General features: G+C 37.8%; 31 protein-coding genes. 12 read left to right on the forward strand and 19 right to left on the reverse strand.

The window, feature by feature from the left end:
* The first annotated feature begins 10 nt into the window (after positions 1-10).
* A complete protein-coding gene (locus tag M2419_RS01175) occupies positions 11-463 on the forward strand; it encodes a DUF1569 domain-containing protein (protein ID WP_153846716.1) in 453 nt (150 codons plus the stop codon).
* Positions 464-523: 60 nt separating this feature from the next.
* On the opposite strand, the gene M2419_RS01180 is transcribed toward M2419_RS01175, so the two are convergent.
* Positions 524-970 (reverse strand): GNAT family N-acetyltransferase, encoded by a 447-nt coding sequence (locus M2419_RS01180; RefSeq protein WP_075993209.1) that lies wholly within the window; start codon positions 968-970, stop codon positions 524-526.
* A 248-nt stretch (positions 971-1,218) separates the two neighbouring features.
* Between M2419_RS01180 and M2419_RS01185 the strand changes: the two genes are divergently transcribed.
* Positions 1,219-1,764: a hypothetical protein gene (locus M2419_RS01185; RefSeq protein ID WP_153846715.1), complete on the forward strand. Its 546-nt coding sequence runs from the start codon at positions 1,219-1,221 to the stop codon at positions 1,762-1,764.
* A gap of 111 nt (positions 1,765-1,875) precedes the next feature.
* Here the strand turns inward: M2419_RS01185 and M2419_RS01190 are convergent, their stop codons facing one another.
* Positions 1,876-2,079: a hypothetical protein gene (locus tag M2419_RS01190; protein WP_153846714.1), complete on the reverse strand. Its 204-nt coding sequence runs from the start codon at positions 2,077-2,079 to the stop codon at positions 1,876-1,878.
* Positions 2,080-2,364: 285 nt separating this feature from the next.
* Between M2419_RS01190 and M2419_RS01195 the strand changes: the two genes are divergently transcribed.
* Positions 2,365-2,565: a YqaE/Pmp3 family membrane protein gene (locus tag M2419_RS01195; RefSeq protein WP_075994862.1), complete on the forward strand. Its 201-nt coding sequence runs from the start codon at positions 2,365-2,367 to the stop codon at positions 2,563-2,565.
* Positions 2,566-2,599: 34 nt separating this feature from the next.
* Here M2419_RS01195 and M2419_RS01200 read toward each other — a convergent pair whose 3' ends face one another.
* Together M2419_RS01200 and M2419_RS01205 are read right to left on the reverse strand one after the other, a co-directional pair.
* The gene (locus M2419_RS01200; RefSeq protein WP_153846713.1) at positions 2,600-3,385 is read right to left on the reverse strand and encodes an alpha/beta fold hydrolase; all 786 of its coding nucleotides are present in this window, start codon (positions 3,383-3,385) and stop codon (positions 2,600-2,602) included.
* Positions 3,386-3,430: 45 nt separating this feature from the next.
* A complete protein-coding gene (locus M2419_RS01205; protein WP_153846712.1) occupies positions 3,431-3,865 on the reverse strand; it encodes an SRPBCC domain-containing protein in 435 nt (144 codons plus the stop codon).
* Between the two features lie 312 nt (positions 3,866-4,177).
* Between M2419_RS01205 and M2419_RS01210 the strand changes: the two genes are divergently transcribed.
* Positions 4,178-4,624: a hypothetical protein gene (locus M2419_RS01210; protein WP_153846711.1), complete on the forward strand. Its 447-nt coding sequence runs from the start codon at positions 4,178-4,180 to the stop codon at positions 4,622-4,624.
* A 134-nt stretch (positions 4,625-4,758) separates the two neighbouring features.
* Here M2419_RS01210 and M2419_RS01215 read toward each other — a convergent pair whose 3' ends face one another.
* From M2419_RS01215 to M2419_RS01235, 5 genes are all read right to left on the reverse strand, one after another.
* Positions 4,759-5,199: a hypothetical protein gene (locus tag M2419_RS01215; protein ID WP_153846710.1), complete on the reverse strand. Its 441-nt coding sequence runs from the start codon at positions 5,197-5,199 to the stop codon at positions 4,759-4,761.
* A gap of 89 nt (positions 5,200-5,288) precedes the next feature.
* Positions 5,289-5,783, reverse strand: coding sequence for a hypothetical protein (locus M2419_RS01220; protein WP_159730895.1), 495 nt, complete (start codon positions 5,781-5,783; stop codon positions 5,289-5,291).
* Positions 5,784-5,800: 17 nt separating this feature from the next.
* Entirely contained in the window at positions 5,801-5,968 is a 168-nt protein-coding gene (locus M2419_RS01225) for a hypothetical protein (protein WP_153846708.1), read from the reverse strand.
* Between the two features lie 10 nt (positions 5,969-5,978).
* Positions 5,979-6,737 carry a DUF1266 domain-containing protein gene (locus M2419_RS01230; protein WP_153846707.1) on the reverse strand — a complete coding sequence of 253 codons (759 nt, stop codon included), beginning with the start codon at positions 6,735-6,737 and terminating at the stop codon, positions 5,979-5,981.
* Positions 6,738-6,770: 33 nt separating this feature from the next.
* Entirely contained in the window at positions 6,771-7,418 is a 648-nt protein-coding gene (locus M2419_RS01235; RefSeq protein WP_153846706.1) for a hypothetical protein, read from the reverse strand.
* A gap of 224 nt (positions 7,419-7,642) precedes the next feature.
* On the opposite strand from M2419_RS01235, the gene M2419_RS01240 reads away from it, so the two are divergent.
* The 4 genes from M2419_RS01240 to M2419_RS01255 all read left to right on the forward strand — a co-directional run bounded on the left by M2419_RS01240 (position 7,643) and on the right by M2419_RS01255 (position 10,518).
* Positions 7,643-8,167 carry a Crp/Fnr family transcriptional regulator gene (locus tag M2419_RS01240; RefSeq protein ID WP_153846705.1) on the forward strand — a complete coding sequence of 175 codons (525 nt, stop codon included), beginning with the start codon at positions 7,643-7,645 and terminating at the stop codon, positions 8,165-8,167.
* A gap of 51 nt (positions 8,168-8,218) precedes the next feature.
* Positions 8,219-8,776, forward strand: a complete 558-nt coding sequence (locus M2419_RS01245; protein ID WP_153846704.1) for a DinB family protein — start codon at positions 8,219-8,221, stop codon at positions 8,774-8,776.
* A gap of 166 nt (positions 8,777-8,942) precedes the next feature.
* The gene (locus M2419_RS01250; RefSeq protein WP_153846703.1) at positions 8,943-9,569 is read left to right on the forward strand and encodes a hypothetical protein; all 627 of its coding nucleotides are present in this window, start codon (positions 8,943-8,945) and stop codon (positions 9,567-9,569) included.
* Positions 9,570-9,609: 40 nt separating this feature from the next.
* Positions 9,610-10,518, forward strand: coding sequence for an alpha/beta fold hydrolase (locus tag M2419_RS01255; protein WP_153846702.1), 909 nt, complete (start codon positions 9,610-9,612; stop codon positions 10,516-10,518).
* Between the two features lie 160 nt (positions 10,519-10,678).
* Here M2419_RS01255 and arsC read toward each other — a convergent pair whose 3' ends face one another.
* Positions 10,679-11,029 carry an arsenate reductase (glutaredoxin) gene (gene arsC / locus M2419_RS01260; protein ID WP_159730908.1) on the reverse strand — a complete coding sequence of 117 codons (351 nt, stop codon included), beginning with the start codon at positions 11,027-11,029 and terminating at the stop codon, positions 10,679-10,681.
* Positions 11,030-11,212: 183 nt separating this feature from the next.
* On the opposite strand from arsC, the gene M2419_RS01265 reads away from it, so the two are divergent.
* Both M2419_RS01265 and M2419_RS01270 read left to right on the forward strand, forming a co-directional pair.
* Positions 11,213-12,121: an AraC family transcriptional regulator gene (locus tag M2419_RS01265; protein WP_153846701.1), complete on the forward strand. Its 909-nt coding sequence runs from the start codon at positions 11,213-11,215 to the stop codon at positions 12,119-12,121.
* Positions 12,122-12,203: 82 nt separating this feature from the next.
* Positions 12,204-13,205, forward strand: a complete 1,002-nt coding sequence (locus M2419_RS01270; RefSeq protein WP_153846700.1) for an aldo/keto reductase — start codon at positions 12,204-12,206, stop codon at positions 13,203-13,205.
* A 128-nt stretch (positions 13,206-13,333) separates the two neighbouring features.
* Here the strand turns inward: M2419_RS01270 and M2419_RS01275 are convergent, their stop codons facing one another.
* The 9 genes from M2419_RS01275 to M2419_RS01310 form a co-directional block, all read right to left on the reverse strand.
* The gene (locus M2419_RS01275) at positions 13,334-15,070 is read right to left on the reverse strand and encodes an ATP-binding protein (RefSeq protein WP_159730912.1); all 1,737 of its coding nucleotides are present in this window, start codon (positions 15,068-15,070) and stop codon (positions 13,334-13,336) included.
* Positions 15,071-15,094: 24 nt separating this feature from the next.
* Positions 15,095-16,216: a histidine kinase gene (locus M2419_RS01280; RefSeq protein WP_075993224.1), complete on the reverse strand. Its 1,122-nt coding sequence runs from the start codon at positions 16,214-16,216 to the stop codon at positions 15,095-15,097.
* 62 nt (positions 16,217-16,278) lie between these two features.
* Complete coding sequence (locus M2419_RS01285) at positions 16,279-17,364, reverse strand: porin (RefSeq protein ID WP_159730914.1); 1,086 nt, start codon at positions 17,362-17,364, stop codon at positions 16,279-16,281.
* Positions 17,365-17,411: 47 nt separating this feature from the next.
* Positions 17,412-17,978, reverse strand: coding sequence for a K(+)-transporting ATPase subunit C (locus M2419_RS01290; protein ID WP_159730916.1), 567 nt, complete (start codon positions 17,976-17,978; stop codon positions 17,412-17,414).
* A gap of 25 nt (positions 17,979-18,003) precedes the next feature.
* The gene (gene kdpB / locus M2419_RS01295; protein ID WP_153846695.1) at positions 18,004-20,013 is read right to left on the reverse strand and encodes a potassium-transporting ATPase subunit KdpB; all 2,010 of its coding nucleotides are present in this window, start codon (positions 20,011-20,013) and stop codon (positions 18,004-18,006) included.
* 25 nt (positions 20,014-20,038) lie between these two features.
* Positions 20,039-21,724: a potassium-transporting ATPase subunit KdpA gene (kdpA, locus tag M2419_RS01300; RefSeq protein WP_182331318.1), complete on the reverse strand. Its 1,686-nt coding sequence runs from the start codon at positions 21,722-21,724 to the stop codon at positions 20,039-20,041.
* A gap of 141 nt (positions 21,725-21,865) precedes the next feature.
* Positions 21,866-21,943: a potassium-transporting ATPase subunit F gene (locus tag M2419_RS27440; protein WP_075994865.1), complete on the reverse strand. Its 78-nt coding sequence runs from the start codon at positions 21,941-21,943 to the stop codon at positions 21,866-21,868.
* Positions 21,944-22,321, reverse strand: a complete 378-nt coding sequence (locus M2419_RS01305; protein ID WP_153846693.1) for a hypothetical protein — start codon at positions 22,319-22,321, stop codon at positions 21,944-21,946.
* Between the two features lie 27 nt (positions 22,322-22,348).
* Positions 22,349-22,471, reverse strand: coding sequence for a hypothetical protein (locus M2419_RS01310; protein ID WP_259254088.1), 123 nt, complete (start codon positions 22,469-22,471; stop codon positions 22,349-22,351).
* Positions 22,472-23,153: 682 nt separating this feature from the next.
* Between M2419_RS01310 and M2419_RS01315 the strand changes: the two genes are divergently transcribed.
* Together M2419_RS01315 and M2419_RS01320 are read left to right on the forward strand one after the other, a co-directional pair.
* Positions 23,154-23,885: a DUF1080 domain-containing protein gene (locus M2419_RS01315; protein ID WP_075994866.1), complete on the forward strand. Its 732-nt coding sequence runs from the start codon at positions 23,154-23,156 to the stop codon at positions 23,883-23,885.
* A 383-nt stretch (positions 23,886-24,268) separates the two neighbouring features.
* On the forward strand, positions 24,269-24,751 hold the full coding sequence (locus tag M2419_RS01320; RefSeq protein WP_153848387.1) for an outer membrane beta-barrel protein: 483 nt from the start codon (positions 24,269-24,271) through the stop codon (positions 24,749-24,751).
* Positions 24,752-24,821: the final 70 nt, after the last annotated feature.

Below are 24,821 nucleotides of genomic sequence, written 5' to 3' on the forward strand. Positions count from 1 at the left end.
CATTTAAATAATGAAAAATATTTTTGACAAAACAGTGAGTGATGAAGTGATAGCACGGATTCAAAATCTTAATCCAGACAGCAGTGCCCAATGGGGTAAAATGACTGTCGATCAAATGTTAGCCCACTGCAATGTGATCTATGAATTGATCTATGAAGACAAGTATCCTAAGCCTACTGGATTAAAGAAACTACTACTAAAATGGTTTGTAAAGAATCTGGTGGTCAATGAAAAACCTTATAAGAGAAATAACCCTACTGCTACAGAGTTTCTGGTAACATCCAGACGTGATTTCGAGATCGAGCAACGTAGGTTAATCGATTACATTAAAAAAACGCTGGAATTGGGCGAAAACTATTTTGATGGGAAGGAGTCCCATTCTTTCGGCAAGCTTAAAAGCTGGGAGTGGAACAACATGTTTTATAAACACCTGGATCATCATTTGACACAATTTGCCGTCTAATTAATCTCAGTTGCCAACTGGATCGCCAGACGCAGAAGTGCCCTGACGATCCAGTTAAGGTTATCGCCACCAATGATAATAGTTATGCATGCCGTCGTATTCAAATCCACACCTCGGATAAAGACTATTACCGATAACATTTGTTTTCTCGGTCTCAAGCATCAGACCACAAGCTCCAGTCTCTTCACACCAGACTTTACTACGATCTATAAGCCGAACCGAAAGACCTTTACTCCGGTGATCAGGATGCACAAATAGATCACTCAACAACCACTGTCGCTGCAATTTAGTATAATGAAACAATTTATAAAGCTGAACAAAACCAACAGCTTGTTCGCCCTGAATTGCCAAAAAGATTTCTGACTCTCCGTACAAAAATCGGTCCCTCAAAAATTCTTTGGCTTTTTCCAAATCCGATTCTTGTCTGTAGAAAATCCGATAAAGATTGAATAACGCTGCTGCTTGATCAAGATCCTCAAGACTTGCCTTTCTAATGTTATAATTCATTTTCATTAAATATTTTGATTTATAGTGCAAATGTATCGCAACTCTTTCGTATCCACCTCATCCAGATAGCAGATGTACAGTGGTCCAATCTTCCGTAACATGGATTTCGATGCGACCAATAAACAAGTTCATAATAATTTCAAAAACAGACTTCATGCCTTTATAACAATAGTTGTCGAATTATAAATGCTTCTGAACGAATTGTAAGTCTTCTGTACGGTCAATTTATAAGGTCCCTATATTTAGATATGAAAAGGAGAAAATTAGCAGCCACAGACAGTGAAACCTTTATTAATTATTACCTACCTAATTGGCGATCCATTATCATCGGTAGTATCTTGATTTTAATGGGGATATCTACATGTCTCATCGGTTATCATCCGAATGATTCATTTAAAGAGAATTTCAGTGCCATGGTACTTGACTTTAAAGATGTATTTCGCTTTTTAGTCTCATTATTTATGCTGTTGCTCCATTTATCTTTTATTATCGGCGGCTGCCTTCTTTTAAAGAGCAGCAGGAAGATCATCCGAGCCCGAACAGATAAAAAAGGATTGTATTTTAAACGGATTAAAAAGAAGACCGGTAGTATGTGGGCTTTAGCAGATTTGGATGCGCTGGTATTCGTGCCCTACATTCAAATCGTTAATATCCGTATTATTGAAAGCAATTGGTTGGGTTCTAGACTTGAGCTTGAGACTTTTCAAGGTAAAGAAATCCTTAACATGTTGAACGTATTAAGCCGAAAACAAAAAGAGCAAATTTGCCAAACCGTGAAAGAATATGGTATTTAATGGAGATGTGGTCTGCTCTCCCCTGTTTAAACAAGTAAAAGTTTACTAAAATCAGAAAAAACTGATTCTAGTAAACTTTTACTTTGAACGATTTGCTGGTATAATTTATAATCAATCGTTGAGTAACAATTGATCAACATATTCTCTGATCTCTTGGGGTAACATAAGATAAACCGAGGTTTTCAGATTTGCTTTACTTGGTTCCCCATCGATGAAAATATTCTTAAATCCATCATTGAGCCATTTCCCCTCATCTTCTAGATATCCATGATATTTGCTATCTAAATTCTCAATAATGTTATTATTGTTTCCCATGTTTTCCGTCATTTATTATATGTAATCTGCATCTAAAATATTCGACAGGGAAACATCAACTTTGGTGCCACACCTCCTTAAAATTCTAAAATTCATCTGTCAGAAAGCATATTTTAAGTTTTCTTAACATTTACCTATTCTAGCAACGCAAAACCATTACACATTAAGCATCAATACATTACAAACAAGCAAAAAATAACTTAAATTGCTTTAATTGATATTATTCGTGATTTTTAATGGTGAATACCGTACTTTTGTATTTTAATGTTTATAACCCTATTATTTATGATATTAATAGCAGTCTTACTTCCTTGGTTATCGTTTTTTTTACGCGGTAAGATTCTAAGTGGCATTCTCTGTTTGATCCTACAGATGACCATACTGGGTTGGATACCCGCAGCCATTTGGGCGGTGGCATCTCGTGTTGACGGAAAAAACGAACAGCGCATACGTAAGATGGAACGTAATATGCGTAATTATCGATAAACCTTTGGCGCGAACTTATTCGATTGAACAGGTATCAATTGGGTGCCAAAAAATGCTGTATTTGCCCTAGTGTAAAATCGATCAATTGGTCATTTACATCGCCATTAAAATCAGCCATCATATAGTTCCCATGATTAGCCGGTAAAATAAGCAGTCGGGCATGAGGAATCTGCTGTTGCATGGCAGCTAGATGTGTCGTTTTTACAACATCTTGGTCTCCACCTATCAAAAATACCGGGCAGGTCAAAAGGCTTAAGGATTCCGGTTCGAAGTCTTTAAAGTTTATCATGCGCTGGCTATCTTTTTCATACATATTTCGAAATTTCTCCGGATCTGGGTTCAGCTTCATAAAATTTTCTTTGAGAAAAGGTGGTATATCGTTAATCGTTGAAGCTTCCATACTTTCAAAAAAACCATCTAAAAGCCCCTCTCTTTTCGTATTTCCCGATGCAGCAATCAACTTTTCCACCTTGTCAGGATACATTATCGCAAATTTCAAAAGTGTTGTCGCTCCATTACTAAAACCGAAAAATGAAGCTTTTTCGATAGAAAAGAAGTCAAGAACAGCCGAAATATCTTTCGCATCCTGCTCGAAGGTTTCGGGAGTGGTTCTGTGTTCGGATCTTCCATGATTTTGCAGGTCTATCACAATCAACTGGTACTGATCATGCAATCTTTTTACTGTTTCTTCAAAATCAGAGAACCCAGAGGAACCTCCGCCATGAATCAATACTAAAGGCTTTCCTGTGCCGAATATTTCGTAGTAAAGTTTTATTCCATTTGCAGGTGCATAACCGCTTTTCGATTTTATTTCACGCATAATTTATTCTATAAAGTCTATATTTCTGTCAGTAGCAACACGCTTCTACAACGATTTGTTTTCTATAAATTTTTTAAAACTTAGCAAGACGCCATCGGTAAAAGACTGTTGTAGGTCCAAAGGTGTAAATGTATCAGGTTCGAAAGTTTCCCGGATAATCGTATTGTTATCAATCGCCTGAAATTCAACAACACAGGTTCTCCCTCCACTGGTACTTCCAATGTACTCCATCAAAATAATCTCATTGTATAATCCTACATAATCAAATCCCTCTCGACTATTTTTTTGTTCCATTCTAAAATTAAACATCCCGCCCTCCCTAAAGTCAATATGAACAGCAGGGCAGTGCCAATCGTCAAATGGAATATTCCATTGCATAATTGCATCAGCATCATTCCAATATTTCCAAACATCGGCTAGTTGCTTTTCAACTAAAATAACCGAAACCAAATTTTTGACAGGATGATCTTTATGTTTCATAGGATGTTTTAAATGATAAGAATACTTTTGTCTATCTACATTGGTTTAAAATCATTCCGTCCAATGTTCTGATACAAAAGATCACATTGCGCGGCACCACAATATTAATAAACTACACAGAAATTCGACTTGTCCTATGACAATATTGACTTACGCTACACACATTTTTCTGCGATACCGCGGAGCTGCACCTTATAGCTAAGGAAAGGATGAAAGCCTACCGTAATAAGTCGATTGCTGAATAAACAATAAACAGAAGAGTATGGTATATTTATTGTGTGAACATGAGAAAACATATAAAAACCGATTCAAATGAGAAAACTAGCATTTATAGTCATGAGCCTTTTTACTTTTACAGCCTGTAACAATGCTCCCAAGAACAGCGAATCAAAAGAAACAGCTGGCCAAAGTAAGGAAGCAACTCCGTCGGTCGGCGGCAGCAAGGATGAGCACGGTTGTTTAGTCGCGGCAGGACAAACTTGGAGTGAGATCAAACAAGGATGTATCCAGGTCTTCAATGTGGGCTTACGCCTAAATCCAACGGAGAAAGAAGAAGGAAAAGCTGTCATTAGTGCCTTTGTTGTCCTTAGCGAGGATAAATCAAAGCTAGAATTATTTTTACCTGATGACAGTAAAAAAAACATTATCCTGGATAAAGTCGAAAACGAAATTTACCAAAAGGATAACTATAAATATGATGCTAAAAAATCAACGCTTTACGTGAATAATACGATCAAGTACACAGGTGATGTTGAGTAGCCTGGAAAGAAGATCTTATTTTAATCCTATATTAGCAGAAGGCCTGCTGTAATAAATTCCTGAATGCGACAATAGTTATTATGAATCCATTTTACTCGGAATAACTATTGTTCTATTCTATTATTTCAAGTGTACTATTGAACTATTGGCACAATTTGTACTACATAAGGCCCTGAGTAATGATTCCCTATCATTTTATTCTCATTCACCGTAATATGATATTGGCCAACATCTTTAAATCTATAGGCAAGCTCTTGGCCAAAGGGGCCATCAGCCGAACCATTGGGCAGAAAAAGCTGACTAATTCGTACATTGGCTGTATCCGCGGGAGTTTTTATTTTGATAAGAACCGAATCCGCCTGATGGACTGAAATGAAAATAGTATCCGTTTTCCCTGATACCATATTCATTTCCTTAGATCTTCCACCACCAAAAAACGTTATGTTAGAAGGTAATTCCTGTGCCTTGTGCTTAGATTCATTTGTACTGGACTGTGGCGGGCGTTGAGGTAATTGACAAGCTCCATAAAGAAAAACTACCAACACATTCATGATCAATAATCGTAATTTACCCATAACGTTTTACTTAGGATAACAAAAGCAATTAGATTACAGTTTTAGCCACTTTTCTTTTTCTATACATCCAAGTGTTGAAATTGAATTTGTTACATCGTCCACAAACTCCATTTTGATTTGATTGCATGTGGATTGAGTTCTCGTATTTTTTGATAAAAAACATAGAAATTTCTATTCCAGAGGGAATAGTTATGCGTAAAACTGAAAATGGACTGTCCCTTACTATCCAATTGAACGACAACTTGCCAGATATAGTGATTATTAATTTGAGTCGATGTCCTACGAAGTTCAATGATATCCACTAACCTAAAGGATCTACCTGCCCCACCTTTTCGACCGACAGCGTAGAAATAATTTTCATCAAAAAAATAATCTTCGTCACTTAACAGATTATCTTCTATACCAAATAGAAAGGGTCGTGACGACAGTTTTCTTAATTTATCTGTTTCAAAATGATCATTCATCTCATAGCTTTTTTTAACACCGTATAAATAATTTTTAGCTACATTTTTCTTATAGACTTCTGTCAACACGACAACGATCAACATACAACTGATAACCAAAAAAATGCCTTTAAAATTCATTTATTCCACAAAAAAAATTAACTTCCACAAGTCAGATAAAACATAGGAATTCCCCCTTGATCTTTCTCGATAGCATCTAATCTTTCGAGATAGCTATGGTCGCCGAGTTCTTTCTGAGCGATTTGTTGTTCCAATTGATAGAGCAAATCCAAAGCCGTAAAATGTAGTGGATGTGGAGGCCACATGAGACAACACTCAGACGGAATGATTACCATTCCACCATGCGACATTATTCCAGGGACTTCCTTTCTTTTCTTTAAGATACCCAATATACCTTTTCAAATAAGATTTCCCAATTTTACTATTTAACCCAACTTGATCTTCTCCTTCCATAAAATGATCGGAAAATAACAACCAATCACTAAAATGCTTTTTCGCATATACTGACAACTTTTTGAGAACATCTAATGCCACAGGTTTTGATAGATATCCAACGTCCGTTGCGGATGTCGTAATATGACTTGCTACAGCAACAACAAAGGCATTCACCCCTACTTTGGAGATATCCCAAACGGCTGTATCGATTTTGCCGTTTTTTTCTTCCAATGCGGTCCCGGTCTTTTCTATTCCAAGTAATGTAAAATATGAACTCAACATTTCAAGACAGCTGTCTGTATCTGTTATACCAAAATCTCTTTTTAACAATTTGATAAAATCACTTCTATATTGATCAATTTTGGGATAATTTCCAAATTGATATAAGTGAATCGGATAATTTCCATCATCTCCCGTACTTCCGAATACCGTAAACCAGTCCCCAAAAACAATGACTCTAAATGCGGCTCCCAATGCATTACCAAACTGTTCTTCATAAGGAATATCCAGAAGTATATTGTTATCAATTGCTAAACTCTCCTCCCTTTTTTCCTCTTCGGCTTTAAAAGTAAGTTCATCTTTGGCTTCATGCATACCTTCCTTTGCCGCATTCAATAATTCTCTTAAAAATTTAAACATAACGGTATTGATATTAACTACTTAAAAGAAATTTTACTTACTATATTTTGCTATAAGCGCATAATCATAAGGGATTCTCATAGACAACTCGCGTGCTTGCCAAATATCTCCTTCAGACGCCTGGTAAAAATCATAGGCATTTTTCAAGAAATTTTCACCGTTTGGAGCCTCCACCCAACTTTTCTTCTCTCGATTGTAAAGTAAAATCATACAACTCACGCAACGATAATTACCTGCTGTTTTTGGGTTTTCAAAACAAGTTCCAACTTTAATATTAATCTTCTGATTGATTATCACATCGGTCAATTTACGATCCGTGAGATGAATTAATGCGATTTGTGCATCCTCATGATCCGGTGGTAACTTCGCTATTACTAATCGTCCAAAATCTGTCTTTCTAATTTTTTCGATTTCTAAAGCCCTAAATTCTGGCGATATGCGATTTGTATCAACCGGGTATAGATCATCTTCTACACCTACCACTTCAGTCGTCGTTACTTCGGTAGCCCCAGCGGCAAGTAGCTGTTTATTGTTTTCATAATTTTCCCAATCTGCTGTATCGTAGGTAACCCACTGCTGTATCTTATAGAGCAAGGTTTCCCTCTTATTGACTTTGATAAAAAACGCCGCTATTAAAAATGAAACCAGCAAAATGAACAGGATAACGAGGACTCTTTTCAAACTAAAATTATTTAATGAAGTATTTAAATCTGTAAAATCGTGAAAACATATTCCATGTTTTCATTTAATACCGTAAATCTGCACATAATTATTCAACCGGTAAATCTGGAACCCATATTAGGTCAAAACTTGGCGATATTTGTAGCTCAATAATCAATATTTGAAAACAGCAATACAATCGCTAATTTCGAAGACCTTTAATGATTCAATTAAATCCAACGTATATGCATAAGCTGTTAGATCTCATATCACCTCGAATCTTTAAAAAAGAAATTTCTTTTAGGAGGAACGAATACATCAAAATGAATGGTTCGATTGATTCAAAGATTTATTTCATAAAAAAAGGCAGCATCAAAATTTCTATTTTTCAGGAAGATCATGAACAGATTATTCGCTTTGGATATGATGGAGATCTCATTGTAGCTATGGATTCTTTTATTCATGGTAGCTACTCGGATTATACAATTCAGGCAATAAAGAAAACAGATATGCTAATCGCCGAGAAGGAAGATTTTATGAATTTTATCTATTCCACTTCAGAAAACACAAAATTATATATCACTATCTTGGAACAGTTGGTATTACAGCAGCTTGAAAGAGAACGAGATCTATTGCTGGACTCTCCAAAAAACAGGTATGAAAGACTCATTAAACGAAATCCTAGATTATTTCAACTAATTCCTAATAAGCATATCGCCAATTATCTTAGAATGAGTCCCGAAACTTTATCAAGAATCAGTAAATCTTGAGTTAAATCAATTTTTTTCCAATTTATTTTCGAGTATTTTATCAAAAAAAAGATGAAATATAAATCATTAGAACTACTTGATCAACTGGAAAAGCAAGTACAGGAACATATATCATTTGTCAATTCCCTAGAAGCCCTTTCTCAGGAGACATTACATAAAAGACCTCATGAAGGGTCCTGGAATATCCTCGAATGCATACAGCACCTGAATCTGTATGGAAGTTTCTATTTACCTAAAATCACAAAAAAAATATCCGAAAGCAATCTTGGCTACAATGTTGATTTCAAAAGTGGTTTTTTAGGGAACTATTTTGCTAATTCTATTTTACCAAATGATAAGGAAAAAAAGATGAAAACTTTTCGAAAAATGGATCCCAGAAATCTTATGCAGAGCGCCGAACCGATTCCAGTTTTTTTAGAACAGCAAAATAGACTACTTCATCTACTCGATAAGGCAAGGTCAAAAGATTTAACTAAAATTCGCATTAGGCTATCTTTCAGCAACTGGATACAGCTCCGTTTAGGAGATATATTTCGTTTTATTATTCATCACAATACCAGGCATATTGTACAAATAAAGAATATCTTATCGTTACCTACAACACATTAAAATAGGGTCCTAAAGAAGCCCACAGCATATACACCAAAAGCATGTGGGCTTACCGATAAATAATATTGACTAACCGAGGTAAACCCCATATTGACCGAATAGCCCTATCATGATATAGATTATGTGTTTATTTTGACAGGATCAGATAACCAATAAAATAAAAACAATGCATAGAATTATAGGAATATGGATCGTCTTCTTGATTTGCTTTTCTCAAAATAGTATTGGACAAGTAAAAGATTCAAACTATTTTCTCGAAAAAGATAATACTAAGGTACCTCCGCAGGCCAACATTTTACCCCTACAAAATTTCAACTTCCACGTCAAACCCTATCAGGCTGTAGGAACCAAAGTGATCGTAGACTCATTATCGCTCGGAGTAGATAATTATATCATTTATACATTTAGCGTAACCAAATCTCCTCATGACAAGGAATATTATTCTTTCTGCAATATTGTTGTTAAATTAACCTCGCAGGAGTCTATGATGACTTTAGCTCAAACGAATAAAATTTACGCGGGAAATGTCTCTAGAAACCACCCCGACTATTTTGGCCAGGGCACCTTAATACGGGATGATTATCGTATTGATTTTATTGCATTTACGCAAGAAAACCATGATATTAGCGTAATTAACACTAAAATTTACAACCTTTCAAAAGGTAGAACCATATTGTTGGAACAAGATACCTTCCACCAATTTATGCTAAATGATTATCAATTTTCGGACATTGGACTACAATCAACCAATGGCCTTAAAGAACATATTGCAGCACTAATAAATAAACGGTAAATGCAAAAATTCATCCTTTCATTTGAGCTTTAAAAGAAATATGAAAACCTGGACGATCATGCTATTCTTCGTTTCCATTGGGGTCATACAAACGTATGCACAGGAAACGGCTAATATTAAAGGTATACGAACATCCTATTGGGTAAAGGGGTTGGAAAAAAGAAAAGCCAACGAGCCAATCGTCATTTTTGAAAGTGGCATCGGCATGAGCGGGAACAATTTTTCCGTCCTTTTCCCCAAATTAATGAGTAATATACCGTATTTCAGTTATGACAGAAATGGCTTAGGAAATTCGGATCCTGATCCATTCTTAAAATCTGACCAAGATGTTGTGGACAAATTACATTTAATCCTATCCAGTTTAGAAATTAAACCGCCCTATTTACTCGTCGGGCATTCATTGGGTGGAGCTTTTGTTAGGCTGTTTGCAGCTAAATATCCGGATGAAATTGCCGGCTTAGTCCTCATCGATCCTACCGATTTTATGTTAACAAAAACAGAAGATGCAATTGCTACTAAAACATCAAATAGCCAGATAGGTTACCAACAACTCTGGGTAAAAATGCTTTCAGATATGATAAGCGACAAAAACCTTGGTGAAGGTGTAAAATTGGAAATGAAAAGAGAACTGGCAGTCAGCGAAAAACATTTTTTTAAAGATTATGCCGATTTACCGCTTCTAAAAAATGTCCCTGTTACCGTATTCATCGCCTACAATCGACCTATCGAGCGATATGAAAAAGAAATGAACAGTAAATTGGGAATAAATGATAGATTTTGGTTTGATGCCTATGATCAGCTTCGAATCAAACATTATGCAAATCTAATCAAACAAAATAACAATTGTGAACTGATTCTTTTACCAGGATACAGCCATGGGATACACCAACAAGACCCTGATAAAGTCGGTACAAGTATAAATGTCCTCTTTAAAAGAATAACCCACTAAATCATGTCGATAAAATAATATCATAGGAGATATCTTTAACCGTTCAAAAAAAGCCAAAATTAGTGATTAGAAAAAAAATTTTAGTACATCCAACACGGCTGCAGCTATATTCAAAAAATGTTTCATACAATCAAGAAATATAACAATCAAGCCAGCATCGTCACTTAGCACCAATGAGTGCTAAAACTTTTTCAATAGGTCGACCAATTACTGCTACACCGTCCTTTACAACGATAGGGCGCTCAATCAAGATCGGATACTCCTGCATCACATCGATCCATTGCTCATCTGTCAAGTGAAGATTTTGGAATTTTTCCTGAAAGACCGATTCTCCTTTTCTGATAAGTTCCAAAGGTTTTAAAGCAAGTTGACCCAATAATTCAATCAATTGGCCTCTCGTCGGAACATCGTTTAAGTACTCCTGTACTTCTATATCCACAGCTTGATGCTGTAGCAGCTCCAATGCATTACAACTCTTACTGCAATTTTTATTATGATAAATTTTAATCATGGTCACAATATGTAAAGGATATCCTTGTGATAAAAAATCAATTATTGGATACCCTCAAAAATAGGAACAAAATCACAAACAGTTCAAATAAAATGCCACAGGCTAACCAAATATTCGAATTCATTTTCGAGAAACTGATCCGTTTATGACGTAGGATTGTTTCTCTTTTTTTAATTTAGTAATATGAAATCAGCCGAAAGTGTAACAGATTTTTACAAAAGGCAACCAGGTTTAACTAATTTGGATTTGCCGCTAAATAATACGGGAATTGGGCATTTCAATGTTTTCAGCAGGGAATCCTGTACTGTCGTCTCTCCGTACAATCGCCGCGATTTTTATAAAACCTCCCTTATCATAGGGCGTGGAAAACTATATTACGCAGATAAGTGGATACAAATCGATAGACCTGCCATGTTATTTGCGAATCCGGTTGTTCCATATGCTTGGGAACCCGAATCCTCAGAACAATCCGGATGGTATTGTGTATTTACAGAGGAATTTATACAGCATAGTGAACGGATAGAAAGTCTAAAAGACTCTCCCCTGTTCAAGATAGGTAGCAACCCGATTTATTTTCCGGATGAAACACAATTAGCAGAAATTTCTACAATCTTCCAAAAGATGATGGTTGAAATGAACTCGAGCTATATTCATAAAGATGATATGTTGCGAAGTTATCTACATCTTCTAATTCATGAAACGATGAAATCGAGTCCCGCAGCGAGTTTTGGATCTTATACCAATGCCTCGACCAGGGTATCGGGACTATTTCTTGAGCTGTTAGAAAGACAATTTCCAATCAATACCCTTCAACTTAGCCTGCAATTGAAAAGCCCTGCAGATTATGCGCATGCGCTTTCGGTTCATATCAATCACCTCAATAGGTCGGTAAAAGAAACCACAGGCAAAACCACCAGTACACACATTGCAAACCGTGTGGCCCAAGAAGCCAAAGCTTTGTTGTTGCATACCAATTGGAATGTATCGGATATTGCCTACAGCCTGGGATTTGAATATCCATCCTATTTCACCAATTTCTTCAAAAAGCAAACCGGGATGTCTCCAAACCAAGTCCGAAGCAGTACTGTTTGAATTGTATAACAATCTGTTTGATTGTCTTAACTCGCTTCGTTTGTTCCATATGTACTTTTGTATTGAACAAAATGTAATCATTATGAAATATAGAAATCTTGGAACAACAAATGAAAAACTCTCTGCGATTGGATTAGGCTGTATGGGAATGAGCTTTGCATACGGACCTACTGACGAAAAAGAGAGTATTGCGACATTGGAAAGAGCATTGGACCTCGGCATTAATTTTTGGGATACCGCGGATATGTACGGCAACGGTGCCAATGAGGAACTTATTTCAAAAGTGCTTGTTCCCAACCGTGACAAAGTTTTTATTGCAACAAAATTTGGGTTTCGCTTTAAAGATGAAATAGCAGGTCCAAGTGGTACGGCAAACACCTATTTCGATGGCTCGCCCGAATGGATAAAATTAGCGGTAGAAAAAAGTTTAAAACGCCTTAGAATCGATACTATAGATCTTTATTATGCGCACCGCGTAGATCCCAGTATTCCTATCGAAGAGACCGTAGGCGCTATGGCAGAATTGGTTAAAGAAGGAAAAGTGAGGTATTTGGGTTTAAGCGAAGCATCTCCCGCATCAATCATTAAAGCTAATGCCGTACACCCTATAGCTGCTTTACAGAGCGAATATTCGCTCCTTACACGTGATGTAGAAAAAGAAATCTTACAGACCGTACGGCAATTGGGGATAAGTTTAATTCCTTATGCGCCTCTAGCGCGTGGATTATTTTCCAATTCTTTAAATTTAGAAGATCTTGCTTCGGACGACTTTAGAAGAACCTTACCTCGAAATCAAGGTGAACATGCATTGAACAATGCACAATTAGTCACCGACTTCTCCCTACTGGCAAAAGATAAAAACTGTAGTCCAATACAACTCGCTTTAGCCTGGGTGCTGGCACAGGGAAATGACATCATTCCTATTCCAGGAACTAAAAAAAGAAAATACCTGGAGGAAAATGTTGGTGCCCTTGATGTACAATTATCGCATGATGATTTAAAAAAAATAGATGAAATACTCCACAAATACCCCAATATCGGAGCACGATACAGCGAAGGCGCTATGGCTTTAGTCAACCATTAATCGATTTTTGAGATTATAAGTGGCTTGCCGGCGCCACTTATAATCTCAAAAATTGTTCTCCTCCCATCCGTCCTTGTTCTATTGTCATGATGTGCTGTATGAACAGATACGAATCGTTTAATATGGTATTAATTATCGGAAATTGCGGTACGCAATGAAAAATAGAAAGAACTTCCTGCGCCATAATCACTTTCAACACCAATTTCGCCACCTTGCGCCTCTATAAACTCTTTACTAATACTTAAACCAAGTCCTGTTCCACCTTTTTTGGACCCTGGCACACGGAAGTAACGCGCAAATATTTTATCCAGATATTTCGGCTCGATCCCTTGCCCACTGTCGGTAACGATAAATTTTGTTTTAAGTTCGCTGTTTTCCACTACTATGCGAATAACCGAATCTTCATGGGAGTAACGTATCGCATTGGAAAGAAAATTTGTAAGAACCCAGGCAGTTTTCTCATTGTCAGCAAATATAGCTTTCACATTGGGGTCTACCTCGATAACAAAGTGGATATTTTTTTGATTCGCAGCAAATTGATTTGCCATGATGGCATATTCAATAATTGGCTGTATTTCCGTCGTATGTAAGTTAATTTGAATGGAACCACTTTCAACCTGCGTCATATTTAACAGTTCACCGGTTATTTGAAGCAGGCGGTTAGAATCATCTTTTATTCCGTTTAACAATGTAAGCTGCTCGGTATTTAGATATCCTATTTGTTCGTTTTCCAACAATTGAACCCCCATCTGAATCGCCGCAATAGGTGTTTTGAACTCGTGCGAAACGGTACCGATGAAATTTGTTTTTGCAAGATCAAGTTCCTTAAATGGCGTAATATTCTTTAGGATAACCACCTGCCCGATAAACTTTGATTCAAGTTCACCCGTAGGCAAAACATTGATATCGATAACATCTTTTTCAAAATAGCTTTCTCTATCGTCTGCATAAATTTTAACCGCATTTTTTTTACGTTTTTCTACAGGAAGAAAAAGATCTTTAAAAATATCCTTAGCAAGATCATTTTCATCTGAAACCGCTAAAGCAGATCTTCCGAGAAGTTGATCTTTATGTAGATTTGTGATGCGAAGTGCTTCCTCGTTGACAAAAATGACACGTCGCTCTTCGTCGAAGCCTATCACCGGATCATGCATATGATCAACAAGAGACTCTATTCGTCTTTTTTCCTTTAAAATTTTTTCAAGTTTACTTTCAGCATATTCTTCAAGTTTCTCTGCCATGGAATTAAATGAAGCGACGAGTTCCGCAAACTCACCTCCGCTCTGTACCTGAATACGCTCTTTGTAGTTCTGTCCTGCAATTTGTCGAATACTCGCTGTCAATTTCGCAATGGGGTTAGCTATATTGGACGGCAAATTGACCAGTAATATAAAAGCAATGATAAAACAGAGTGCCCCGGCAAATGAAATGACCAAAATTGCATGTTCGGCGGTGCGATCCGCAATAATACTCTTCCGAGAAATTGCCGTCATATTTTGTTCCATTAACAAGGCAATATCCTTTCTGATAGACGAGACAATAGTAACATCTAAGGGCTTATCTTTCAGTTTTAAAAAATGTTTGGCAATTGCGTTTGTTGTTTGCTGCTCTCCGACTTCGGTAACATTTTTCCGTTGTTTGTCAAGATTGATCTGGAAGTTGTTAAAAGCAGCTTTTGCAACAGGAATTTCCTCTAATGCCAATAACATATTCTTGGCGTACAGCAGCGTATTGTAGTTCGCTGTCAGTATATTTGCGGTATCCTTTTTTAATCGGTTTACATACCAACCACTTAGCGCGGCAAGTAGAAAGATCATGAGAAAAAGTGATCCTACACCAAAGGTAAGTTTCGTTTTTATTTTCATCTTATTCACAATTTGTCTTTATCATTAAGACAATATAATCAGATCGATGTCTTCCGTCGACAGTTGTGCCAGCAGTTTGCTAAATGTATCCTTAGCAAGTAACATCCTTAAAAGAGATAATCGTGGTTTTCCAATGCAAACTGTGGTGATCTTGCGGAGCTCGCACAAAGCGATGATCTCTTTTGCCACACTATGACTTTCTACTTTGATAATTTCTCCACCAAGTTCTGTCGCCAGTTTAAAGTTATTGATCAGGTGCCGTTGTTTATTTAAAGCTATCCGATCTCCGCGCTCTTTTGGCAACTGTACATAGAGCAAAAACCAACTGCTATTGTAATATCCTGCTAAGCGTGCTGTTTTTCGGATGACGTTTTTTGCTTTTATTTCATTAGAACTTATACAAGCCAGGAAACGCTCCTTTCGCACCCATCGTTGGGGTTGAACTTCAATCTCTACTTTGCGTTGAACCTGGGAGGCAACTTCTTTCAACGCCATTTCACGCAATTGTAAGATATGTTCGCTTTTAAAGAAGTTTTGAAGCGCTGCCTGAATTTTTGACGCGTCATAGATCTTGCCCTCTTTTAGGCGAATGATAAGCTCTTCTGCAGTAAGATCAATATTAACGACTTCATCTGCGGAATCAATAACACTGTCGGGAACACGTTCTTGCACTTCAACACCTGTAATCGCTTTGACCTCCTCGTTTAAACTCTCAATATGCTGGATATTAACAGCGCTGATCACATTAATCCCCGCTTCAAGAATCTCCATAACATCCTGCCACCTTTTGGTATTTTTACTGCCTTCAATATTGGTATGTGCCAGCTCATCGATAATGACAACCTCGGGATGTGAATTCAAGACAGCATAAAGGTCCAGTTCCTCCAACTGTTTGCCTTTGTAAAAAAGATGGCGTCGGGCGATAAGGGGTAGACCGTCGAGCAATTGATGTGTTTCCTTCCGATTATGTGTCTCAATATAGCCAATACGCACATCGATTCCTCCCTGTAAAAGGGTATGTGCATCCTGTAACATGCGGTATGTTTTTCCAACCCCTGCACTCATACCAATATAAAGTTTGAAGCGACCTCTTCTCGATTTCCGGATAAGGTCCAAAAAGTGTTCAGCGCTTTTCCTTTCTTCCATTTTTATTGCCTTTCATTTCAGAAGGTTCCTGCCGATCCAACACACGGCAGGAACGATTGTTTTTAAAAACTAACGGTAAGTGCTGTTACAGCCGTCACACTATTTTTCACCAACTTATTTGTCCGATCAAGGAAAATAGCATCTTTATTCGTGAGATTACGTAGTTCCGTACGCCAAAGAACATTGGGAAGAATGGCATAATCTGCATTTAAAGAATAGCCAAACGTTTGAAAACCTTGATCTGTAGTCGTAGAAACGATCACACCATGCTTATCGTTGTAATATTCTCCTCTTGCTGTTAAGCTAAATTTTTCGGTCGTCGCGTATCGTGCAATTAACACGGGGGTGTACCATGCATTGTACTTTGAGCTACCTTTTGCTTTTTGTTCCGCGCCAATATCAAATCCGAATGTGATTCCCAGCTTTTCGTTCATTTGATAAATTGCATATAGATTATGAAAATAACGCATTTGTCTGACACTATCCGCTTTATCACTGCCTATAAAAGAACCACTATTGATGGTCCATTTATCTGTCGGTTTATAGACCAGTTGATGCCCAAATGCCGGCAAACTGCTACCATCCACCCGTTGAATCCGCTGCCATCCGTTTAAAATCAGCCCACTTAAAAACAGTTTTCCCGATGCGGATGTATAGGATATTTTTGCTCCTGTTTCAAAATAAGGGGAATTATCCGCAAAAATACTTCTTGTTAAAGTCCAATTATCCTTTCCTATAGCGCTTTCAAAGCCCAAATGGGAAGAAAATATGCCAGCATCGATCCATAAATTATGTTTTTTTGAGATACGTATACCGGCGTTCGCTTCGTAAATATTTTTTAAGACTCCGGGTTCCGCACCGTAGTTGGCATTCATATATGTACCGACACCTAAAGCAAGATTTGCACGGGTATTTGTTGTTTCGTATGCAGCTTTTAAAAGTGCCAAGTTTATGTTTACTTCATTCGTCCTATTGTGACTATATACAAAGCCTGGGCGTGTATTTCCAAGTGGATTGTTAAAGTCCCGGAGGTAATATGCTTCAAGGTAACCACTGATAGACAATCGGGTATTTTGAGTAGTATCTTGCTGTGCAAATAATTGTGTTGCCCCTGCGAGTAAACAGGCCAACATCGCTAGTTTTTTCATGTAAATTGTTCTTATAAAATGTATATCGATGACCCTTTAGGTCAATTTTATTTTTCAGCCATCTTGTCCAAAGCAATATTTAGTTCAAGGACATTGATTTTGCGAGGTCCAAACATATTCCATAAAGGCGTCTGAACGTGGGCATCAACAAGAGACTGTAGGCTATTTACCGATATACCTCTCGCTTTCGCAACACGATCAATTTGTATTTTTGCGGCCTCTATGGAGATATCTGGATCCAAACCACTACCACTGGCTGTAACAATGTCTACCGGTACCTGTTCGCGTTTTACAGTAGGATTGTGAACTAAGAAAGTATCGATACGGGCCCTAACTTCCGAAAGATATTCCCCATTAGAGGGTCCTTTGTTACTTCCACCCGATCCAGCAGCATTATAACCAACAGCTGAAGGACGCGACGAGAAGTAATCATCACGCGTAAAGGCCTGCCCAATATTTCTGTAATACTTTTGCCCATTGTACTCAAGCATTTCCCCTTTTCCATGATTGGGTGCTATTTGAGCTATTGCCCATACGAGGACTGGATATACCACTGAGAGCAGGAGCAATAAGATAATTGTAATCTTTATTGCCGGATATATATGTGTTTTCATCTTTGCTTTTATTATTAAAAATGTATTAGATAAATAGGGAAACCAGTAGGTCTATGACCTTGATACCAATAAATGGAACGAGTACTCCACCAAGTCCAAAAACGAGCAGATTTCTCCGTAACAGTGCGCTTGCACCTATAGGTTTGTATGCGACTCCTTTCAATGCCAAAGGAATCAGTAATGGGATAATAATTGCGTTAAAGATGACAGCTGATAGTATGGCACTTTGTGGACTACTGAGCTGCATAATGTTTAAACCTTGAAGTGCGGGTATTGCTGCAATAAACAAGGCCGGAATGATAGCAAAATATTTGGCGACATCGTTTGCAATACTAAACGTTGTTAGCGTACCTCTGGTCATCAACAATTGTTTGCCTATCTCCACAACCTCAATCAGTTTGGTTGGATCATTGTCGAGATCGACCATATTTCCGGCCTCTTTTGCAGCTTGTGTACCGCTGTTCATCGCTACACCAACATCGGCTTGTGCAAGTGCCGGAGCATCGTTTGTACCATCCCCCATCATGGCGACCAATCGTCCATCAAGCTGTTCTTTTTTGATATAGTTCATCTTGTCTTCAGGTTTCGCTTCGGCTATGAAATCATCCACTCCAGCTTTTTCCGCAATATATTTGGCCGTCAACGGATTATCTCCCGTCACCATAACAGTTTTGATACCCATTTTTCGTAACCTTTCAAAGCGTTCATGAATTCCGGGTTTTATCACATCCTGCAATTCTATGACACCGAGAACCTGTTCATTCTCTGCAACGACCAATGGGGTTCCCCCATTTTGAGAGATAAGCTTTACGCGTTCATCTATTTCCTGAGGAAACAGATTTCCAGCCTTTACAATGATATTCCGAATAGCATCTGTTGCACCTTTACGAATACGTGTCTGTGCAAAGTCTATTCCCGAGCTACGGGTCTCCGCGGTAAACTTAATGAATGCAGGATTTTCGACCTTATAGCTCGATGGATTGACACCAGCCAATTCGACAATTGATTTCCCTTCCGGTGTTTCATCCGCCATGGAGCTCAATGTGGCCGCACGTACCAGAACTTCCTTCAGGACGCCATCTGCGGGGTAAAAATTTGTCGCCTTACGATTTCCGATCGTAATAGTTCCAGTTTTATCAAGCAACAAGACATCAATATCTCCTGCCGTTTCAACTGCCTTGCCACTTTTTGTTATAACATTTGCACGAAGTGCACGATCCATTCCCGCGATACCAATTGCCGATAAAAGACCACCTATTGTTGTTGGAATCAGACAGACAAAAAGTGAAATAAACGACGCAATGGTGATACCAACATTGGCATAATCCGCAAATGGTTTTAAGGTCACCGTTACGATAATAAATACAAGTGTAAAACCTGCCAGAAGGATTGTTAATGCAATCTCATTAGGTGTTTTTTGGCGGCTTGCCCCTTCAACCAATGCGATCATCTTATCCAAAAAGCTCTCCCCTGGTTCTGTCGTTACCTGCACGACAATTCGATCGGACAAAACCTTGGTACCACCGGTAACTGAACTTTTATCACCCCCAGACTCGCGGATCACCGGTGCTGATTCTCCGGTAATTGCACTCTCATCTATGGTTGCCAATCCCTCAATAATCTCCCCATCCAATGGAATTACATCACCAGCCTGGCAAACAAAAACATCATCTTTTTTCAGTTGAGCGGACGAAACTACCCGACCATCACGCAGAGTTGCTGGAGTTTCCTCCCGAGTTTTCCGAAGACTATCTGCTTGCGCCTTACCGCGGGCTTCGGCAATTGCCTCAGCAAAATTTCCAAACAATAAGGTTAAAAATAGAATAAGAAATACCGTAAAATTATAACCAAGTGTACCTTGTGATTTTTCCCCAGTCATTATCCAAAGACAAACGACGGCCATAATCAGCGTCCCGATTTCCACAGTAAACATCACTGGATTACGGAACATTATTTTAGGATTTAGCTTCACGAAAGATTGCTTTAACGCCTGTTGTACAAGTTCTTTCTGAAACAATGTTTGTTGATTGCTCATTTTTAGAATTCTTTAATTTTAAGTACTACATGGAAAAATATTCCGCAATTGGACCCAATGCCAACGCAGGGAAGAAAGAGAGTGCTGCAATAATCGCTATTACAGCGAATACCATTAAACCGAATGTACTTGTATCTGTTTTTAGCGTTCCCTCACCCTCAGGTATAAATTTTTTCTCAGCCAATAATCCCGCAATAGCAATTGGGCCTATAATCGGTATAAAGCGGCCGAGTAACAATACGATACCTGTCGAAATGTTCCACCAAATTGTATTATCTCCAAGACCTTCAAACCCACTACCATTGTTAGCTGCGGATGAAGTATATTCGTACAATATTTCACTAAAACCATGGAATCCAGGGTTATTCAATGTAGAAGCACCTTGGGCTGGAAACGCTGTAGCAAGTGCTGTACCGACAAGGATTAGAAAAGGATGGGCAAGAGCAACAATCATAGCGATTTTCATTTCCCGCGCTTCAACTTTCTTACCCATAAACTCTGGTGTGCGCCCCACCATCAAGCCACTAATGAAAACAGCGAGTATAATAAAAATGAAGAAATTGAGTATCCCCGCGCCTACACCACCATAAAAAGCATTCACCATCATCGCTATAAGTTCGTTCATACCAGATAAGGGCATGTAACTATCATGCATAGAATTGACAGAACCCGTCGAAATCATCGTTGTAACAATACTCCAAAACCCCGATGCCGCTGCACCAATACGTATTTCCTTTCCCTCCATGGCGCCCATAGACGTGTCAATACCCATCTGTGCAATCGCTGGATTTCCAGCCATCTCCATTTTTATATTTGGTATTGTCAGGATGATAAACCCAATGGTCATCACACCAAACATCATCCATGAAAATTTACGCTTGCGAATAAAAAAGCCGAATGCAAATATCATCGCCATCGGGATAATAAACTGGGCAATCATTTCCACCATATTGGTCAAATAATTGGGATTTTCAAATGGATGTGCACTGTTTGCTCCGAAAAAACCACCTCCATTTGTACCAAGATGTTTAATTGGGACAAAGGCAGCTACTGGTCCTCGGCTTACCTGTACGGTATCTCCAGCGACAGTAATCATGCTGTCCTTACCTTCGAAAGTCATCGGCATGCCTTGGAATACGAAGATGGCAGCAACCAAGACGGAGATAGGCAGTAAAATCCGGGTGCAAGACTTCACAAAGAAATCGTAAAAATTGCCCAATTGTGTTGTTGTCTTATCCCTAAAAGCTTTGAAAATAACCACTGCAGCAGCCATTCCCACGCCTGCCGTCACGAATTGAAGAAACATGAGCCAAATTTGTCCTAGATAGCTCACTCCTGATTCACCGGAATAGTGCTGGAGATTACAGTTGACCAAAAAAGAGATACTGGTATTAAAGGCCAAATCAGCAGTCATTCCAGGATTCCCATCTGGATTTAAAGGCAAATGTCCCATATTCATCAGGATAACCATGCTCAACAGGAACCACAGTAGATTAATTGTCAAAAGAGCAACGAGGTGCTGTTTCCAGGTCATCTGGAGGCTAGGATTAATTCCTGTCACCCGATAAAAAAATCGTTCCAATGGTTGAAACAATGGATCTAACCAGGTCTTTTCATTGCCATATACCTTAGCCATATATTTCCCAAGGGGAAGTCCGAGTAGTAATGTTACGATGAACATCACTATGATTCCAAGAATCTCTGTATTCATTTCTTTAGTTGATTTGTATAAAAAGTGTATCATGACCGATCGTCATCTAACCTCAAGCTCTTCTTTTCACTATGTAACACGAAAAGAACTGACTGAAAGCGGGATTTCATCGCCGACGATAGAGAATGAGTAATCTTGTTATTAAAATTTTTCTGGCTTTAGAAGTACATAACAGATATATGCAAAAACCAGTAGTGCTACAATAAATAAAGCTGTCATTTACTTTGATATTAATAGGTTATGAATTTGTTGTCCTTTAAGGACCTCTAAAAATGGTGTTGGTAGCTGAGCTTCGATTACCGCCCATGCATTGACCGAACTGATGCGCCGAAGACCTCCTAAAGATCTTACAAAGAGATTTTCCAGAATGTATTTGACATAATGGTTTCCTCGTCCATAAATCATTCCGAGGAAATGAATATGCTGGCAAATTTTGTCCGTACTTTGCAATACAATTAAGCTCCGAAGATGATTAATAACAGCCTGTAAGGCTCCTGCAAAATTGTGCTTTCGCAATAAGAAATTAATCTCTGATCGGATTTCCTTATAATGGAGCGCCATATACAAACCTGCACCGTATTGATTTAATTTTTTCATGTTGTGTGTAAAACTATACTTCAAAATCTAACCGATATAGAGTTGAAAAATCATTGCAATAATCAATACCACTACTATGATCTTCGCTATACGGTCTCCCGATAAATTATGTGCGGAACTGCTGCCTTTATTTTCTTGCTTCTCTTTCATATTATTTCTTTTATATTTTGCCGAAGAAGTCGACCATTTTATAGAATAACCAGAAGAACAAAATTCCAGTTATGACGAGTATGATTGTTATTGCCATTGTTAAATTTTATTAGTGAATCGCGATTTCATTTTGTTAACTTCAATTACATGCCAGCAGCATTGCCGATCGTCTCCTTCGGAGGGCTCTTGCCACATACTTTTCTTTTCCGTCCTGTTTTCATATTTACATTCATTTGTCCCAATAAGCCAAACAGCGTTCCACTATGCCAAAAAACAACATAACACACTATTAATCAGGTGTTATAAAAAAATAAACCACAAAACAGCATTGGATAATCCTATCATTTTGATAAGGTTATTTTATCAAAATGAGAATGACTATGCTGAAAATGTGATCAAATCATTATAATGTGTAACTTGTCATGTATACTTGAGAGGTGACCAAAAAACATAGGCGGTTTGAACTGGTCTATTCTATAAAATGACGGAAAAGAATGTTTTAAAAATTCATAAATGAATAGGAGAATAGGTGAACCTCCGGATGAGTATTAGCAGAAGTACTATGTAACAAATTTGCAAAGGAACATGAAATTATCGCCAAAAGTTCATATTAAAAATTATTTTAGGGGATACATATTAAATGGGAAAACTTATTAAAGAGACACTTATACAAATAAAAACAATGATAAACTTAAACCTTTTCAAAAAAATCATCTTATCGGTCTTTATGGGCTGTATTTTACTCTCCTGTCAAAATGAAAAAAGCAGTCCGAATACATTGACAGAAGAAGAGCAAAGTAACGGCTGGCAACTTCTATTTGATGGTACCACGCTTAACAATTGGCATACCTACAATAATAGTAAAAATGCTCCTACAGCCTGGGTCGTTAAAAATGGGACTATTTACTGCAATCCAAACAGTGAAAGCCAAAAATATGACTTAGTATCGGACAAAGAGTATAAAAATTATGAGTTTAAGTTTGAATGGAAGCTCGAAAAAGAGGGAAATAGTGGCGTTTTTGTCAATGTACAGGAAAGACCGGATATCAATGCGACCTATCATTCAGGACCAGAATACCAATTGTTGGCAGATTCCCATCCTGATTTTGATAAGCCACTGAAGCGTTCCGGCTGTCTTTATACATTTCTACCGCAGCAAAACTTTGTCAATATTAAAGCACAGGATGATTGGAATGAATCGAGTATTATTCAGAAAGACGGAAAGGTAACGTTCTACCTGAATGGTAAAATCACTGCTGAAATGGATTTTAATTCCGCTAAATGGAAAGATTTGGTAAAACATAGTAATTTCAAAGATTATCCAGAGTTTGGTAAACATATTAGTGGGAAATTAGCACTACAGGATTGGTCCAGAGGTGTTTCATTTAGAAACCTAAAAATAAAGACCTTATAATAAAAAAGTCCTTAGCAAATGCTAAGGACTTTTTTTATGCAATAGCCTCAGCCCCATCTTCCCACTTTAGCCCTCCTATTATCTTCCTGTTCCGCTTTCATTCCCCGCCTTTTATCCACTGCCTTAGCCAATGAAATCCGTCAGGAGTTAAGCTCTCCCATCGCTAGACATTCAGTCCTTAATAAAGGATCTGCACCTTGATTTGAAAAAGATGCCTTATACACCCCAAAAACTTCACAAGCCTTTAGTAAGTTAAAAAGAATTTAAAATCAAAATATAAATTAAATAAGAAATAAAATACTATGTAAAATAAATTGTAGCGAATTAAATTTCAAAAACGTCACCTAGAGTAAGTCACATAAAATCCTGACTTAACTATATTAATGAAGAAAATTATATTCATCGTCCTAGTCTCCCTGATTTCGTTGGAAGGATATGGGCAAGAAAACATGCAAAAAAAATCAGAAATTCGAGTGGGGTATGGCCTTATTCCGGTCCAAGAGATCGGTACAATGCTCGGTGAGGGAATATTTATGGGTTTACTCGGAAGAGAAGTAGAACATTCCAGCGGAACTGGCACATTTACTGCCGGGTATTCACATAATTTAAACAAAAGACTGTCTATGGGCATCGACGGGTTTTATGGTAAAAATACGGTTTCTTACAAAGATGATCTTGGGGATTCAAAATGGAATGTTTTTGGGGGACTTCTGAATATGCAATATAGCTATTTGAATAAAACTAAACTTAAACTATATGGAAAAGGAGGTTTGGGCTATGCAAAATTTAACAATAGACAAAAAGAAGATAGAGAGCTTCGGTGCGCTATCCTATCAATTTACGCCGATAGCCATTCGTTACGGTAATAAAATAGGTATCTATGGCGAATTTGGTTTCGGCTACCTCGGGATTGCAAATGTCGGGATATCTCTCAAA

Origin of the sequence: Sphingobacterium sp. BIGb0116 (assembly GCF_024808035.1) — a bacterium.
In the GTDB taxonomy this organism is placed as follows: domain Bacteria; phylum Bacteroidota; class Bacteroidia; order Sphingobacteriales; family Sphingobacteriaceae; genus Sphingobacterium; species Sphingobacterium paramultivorum.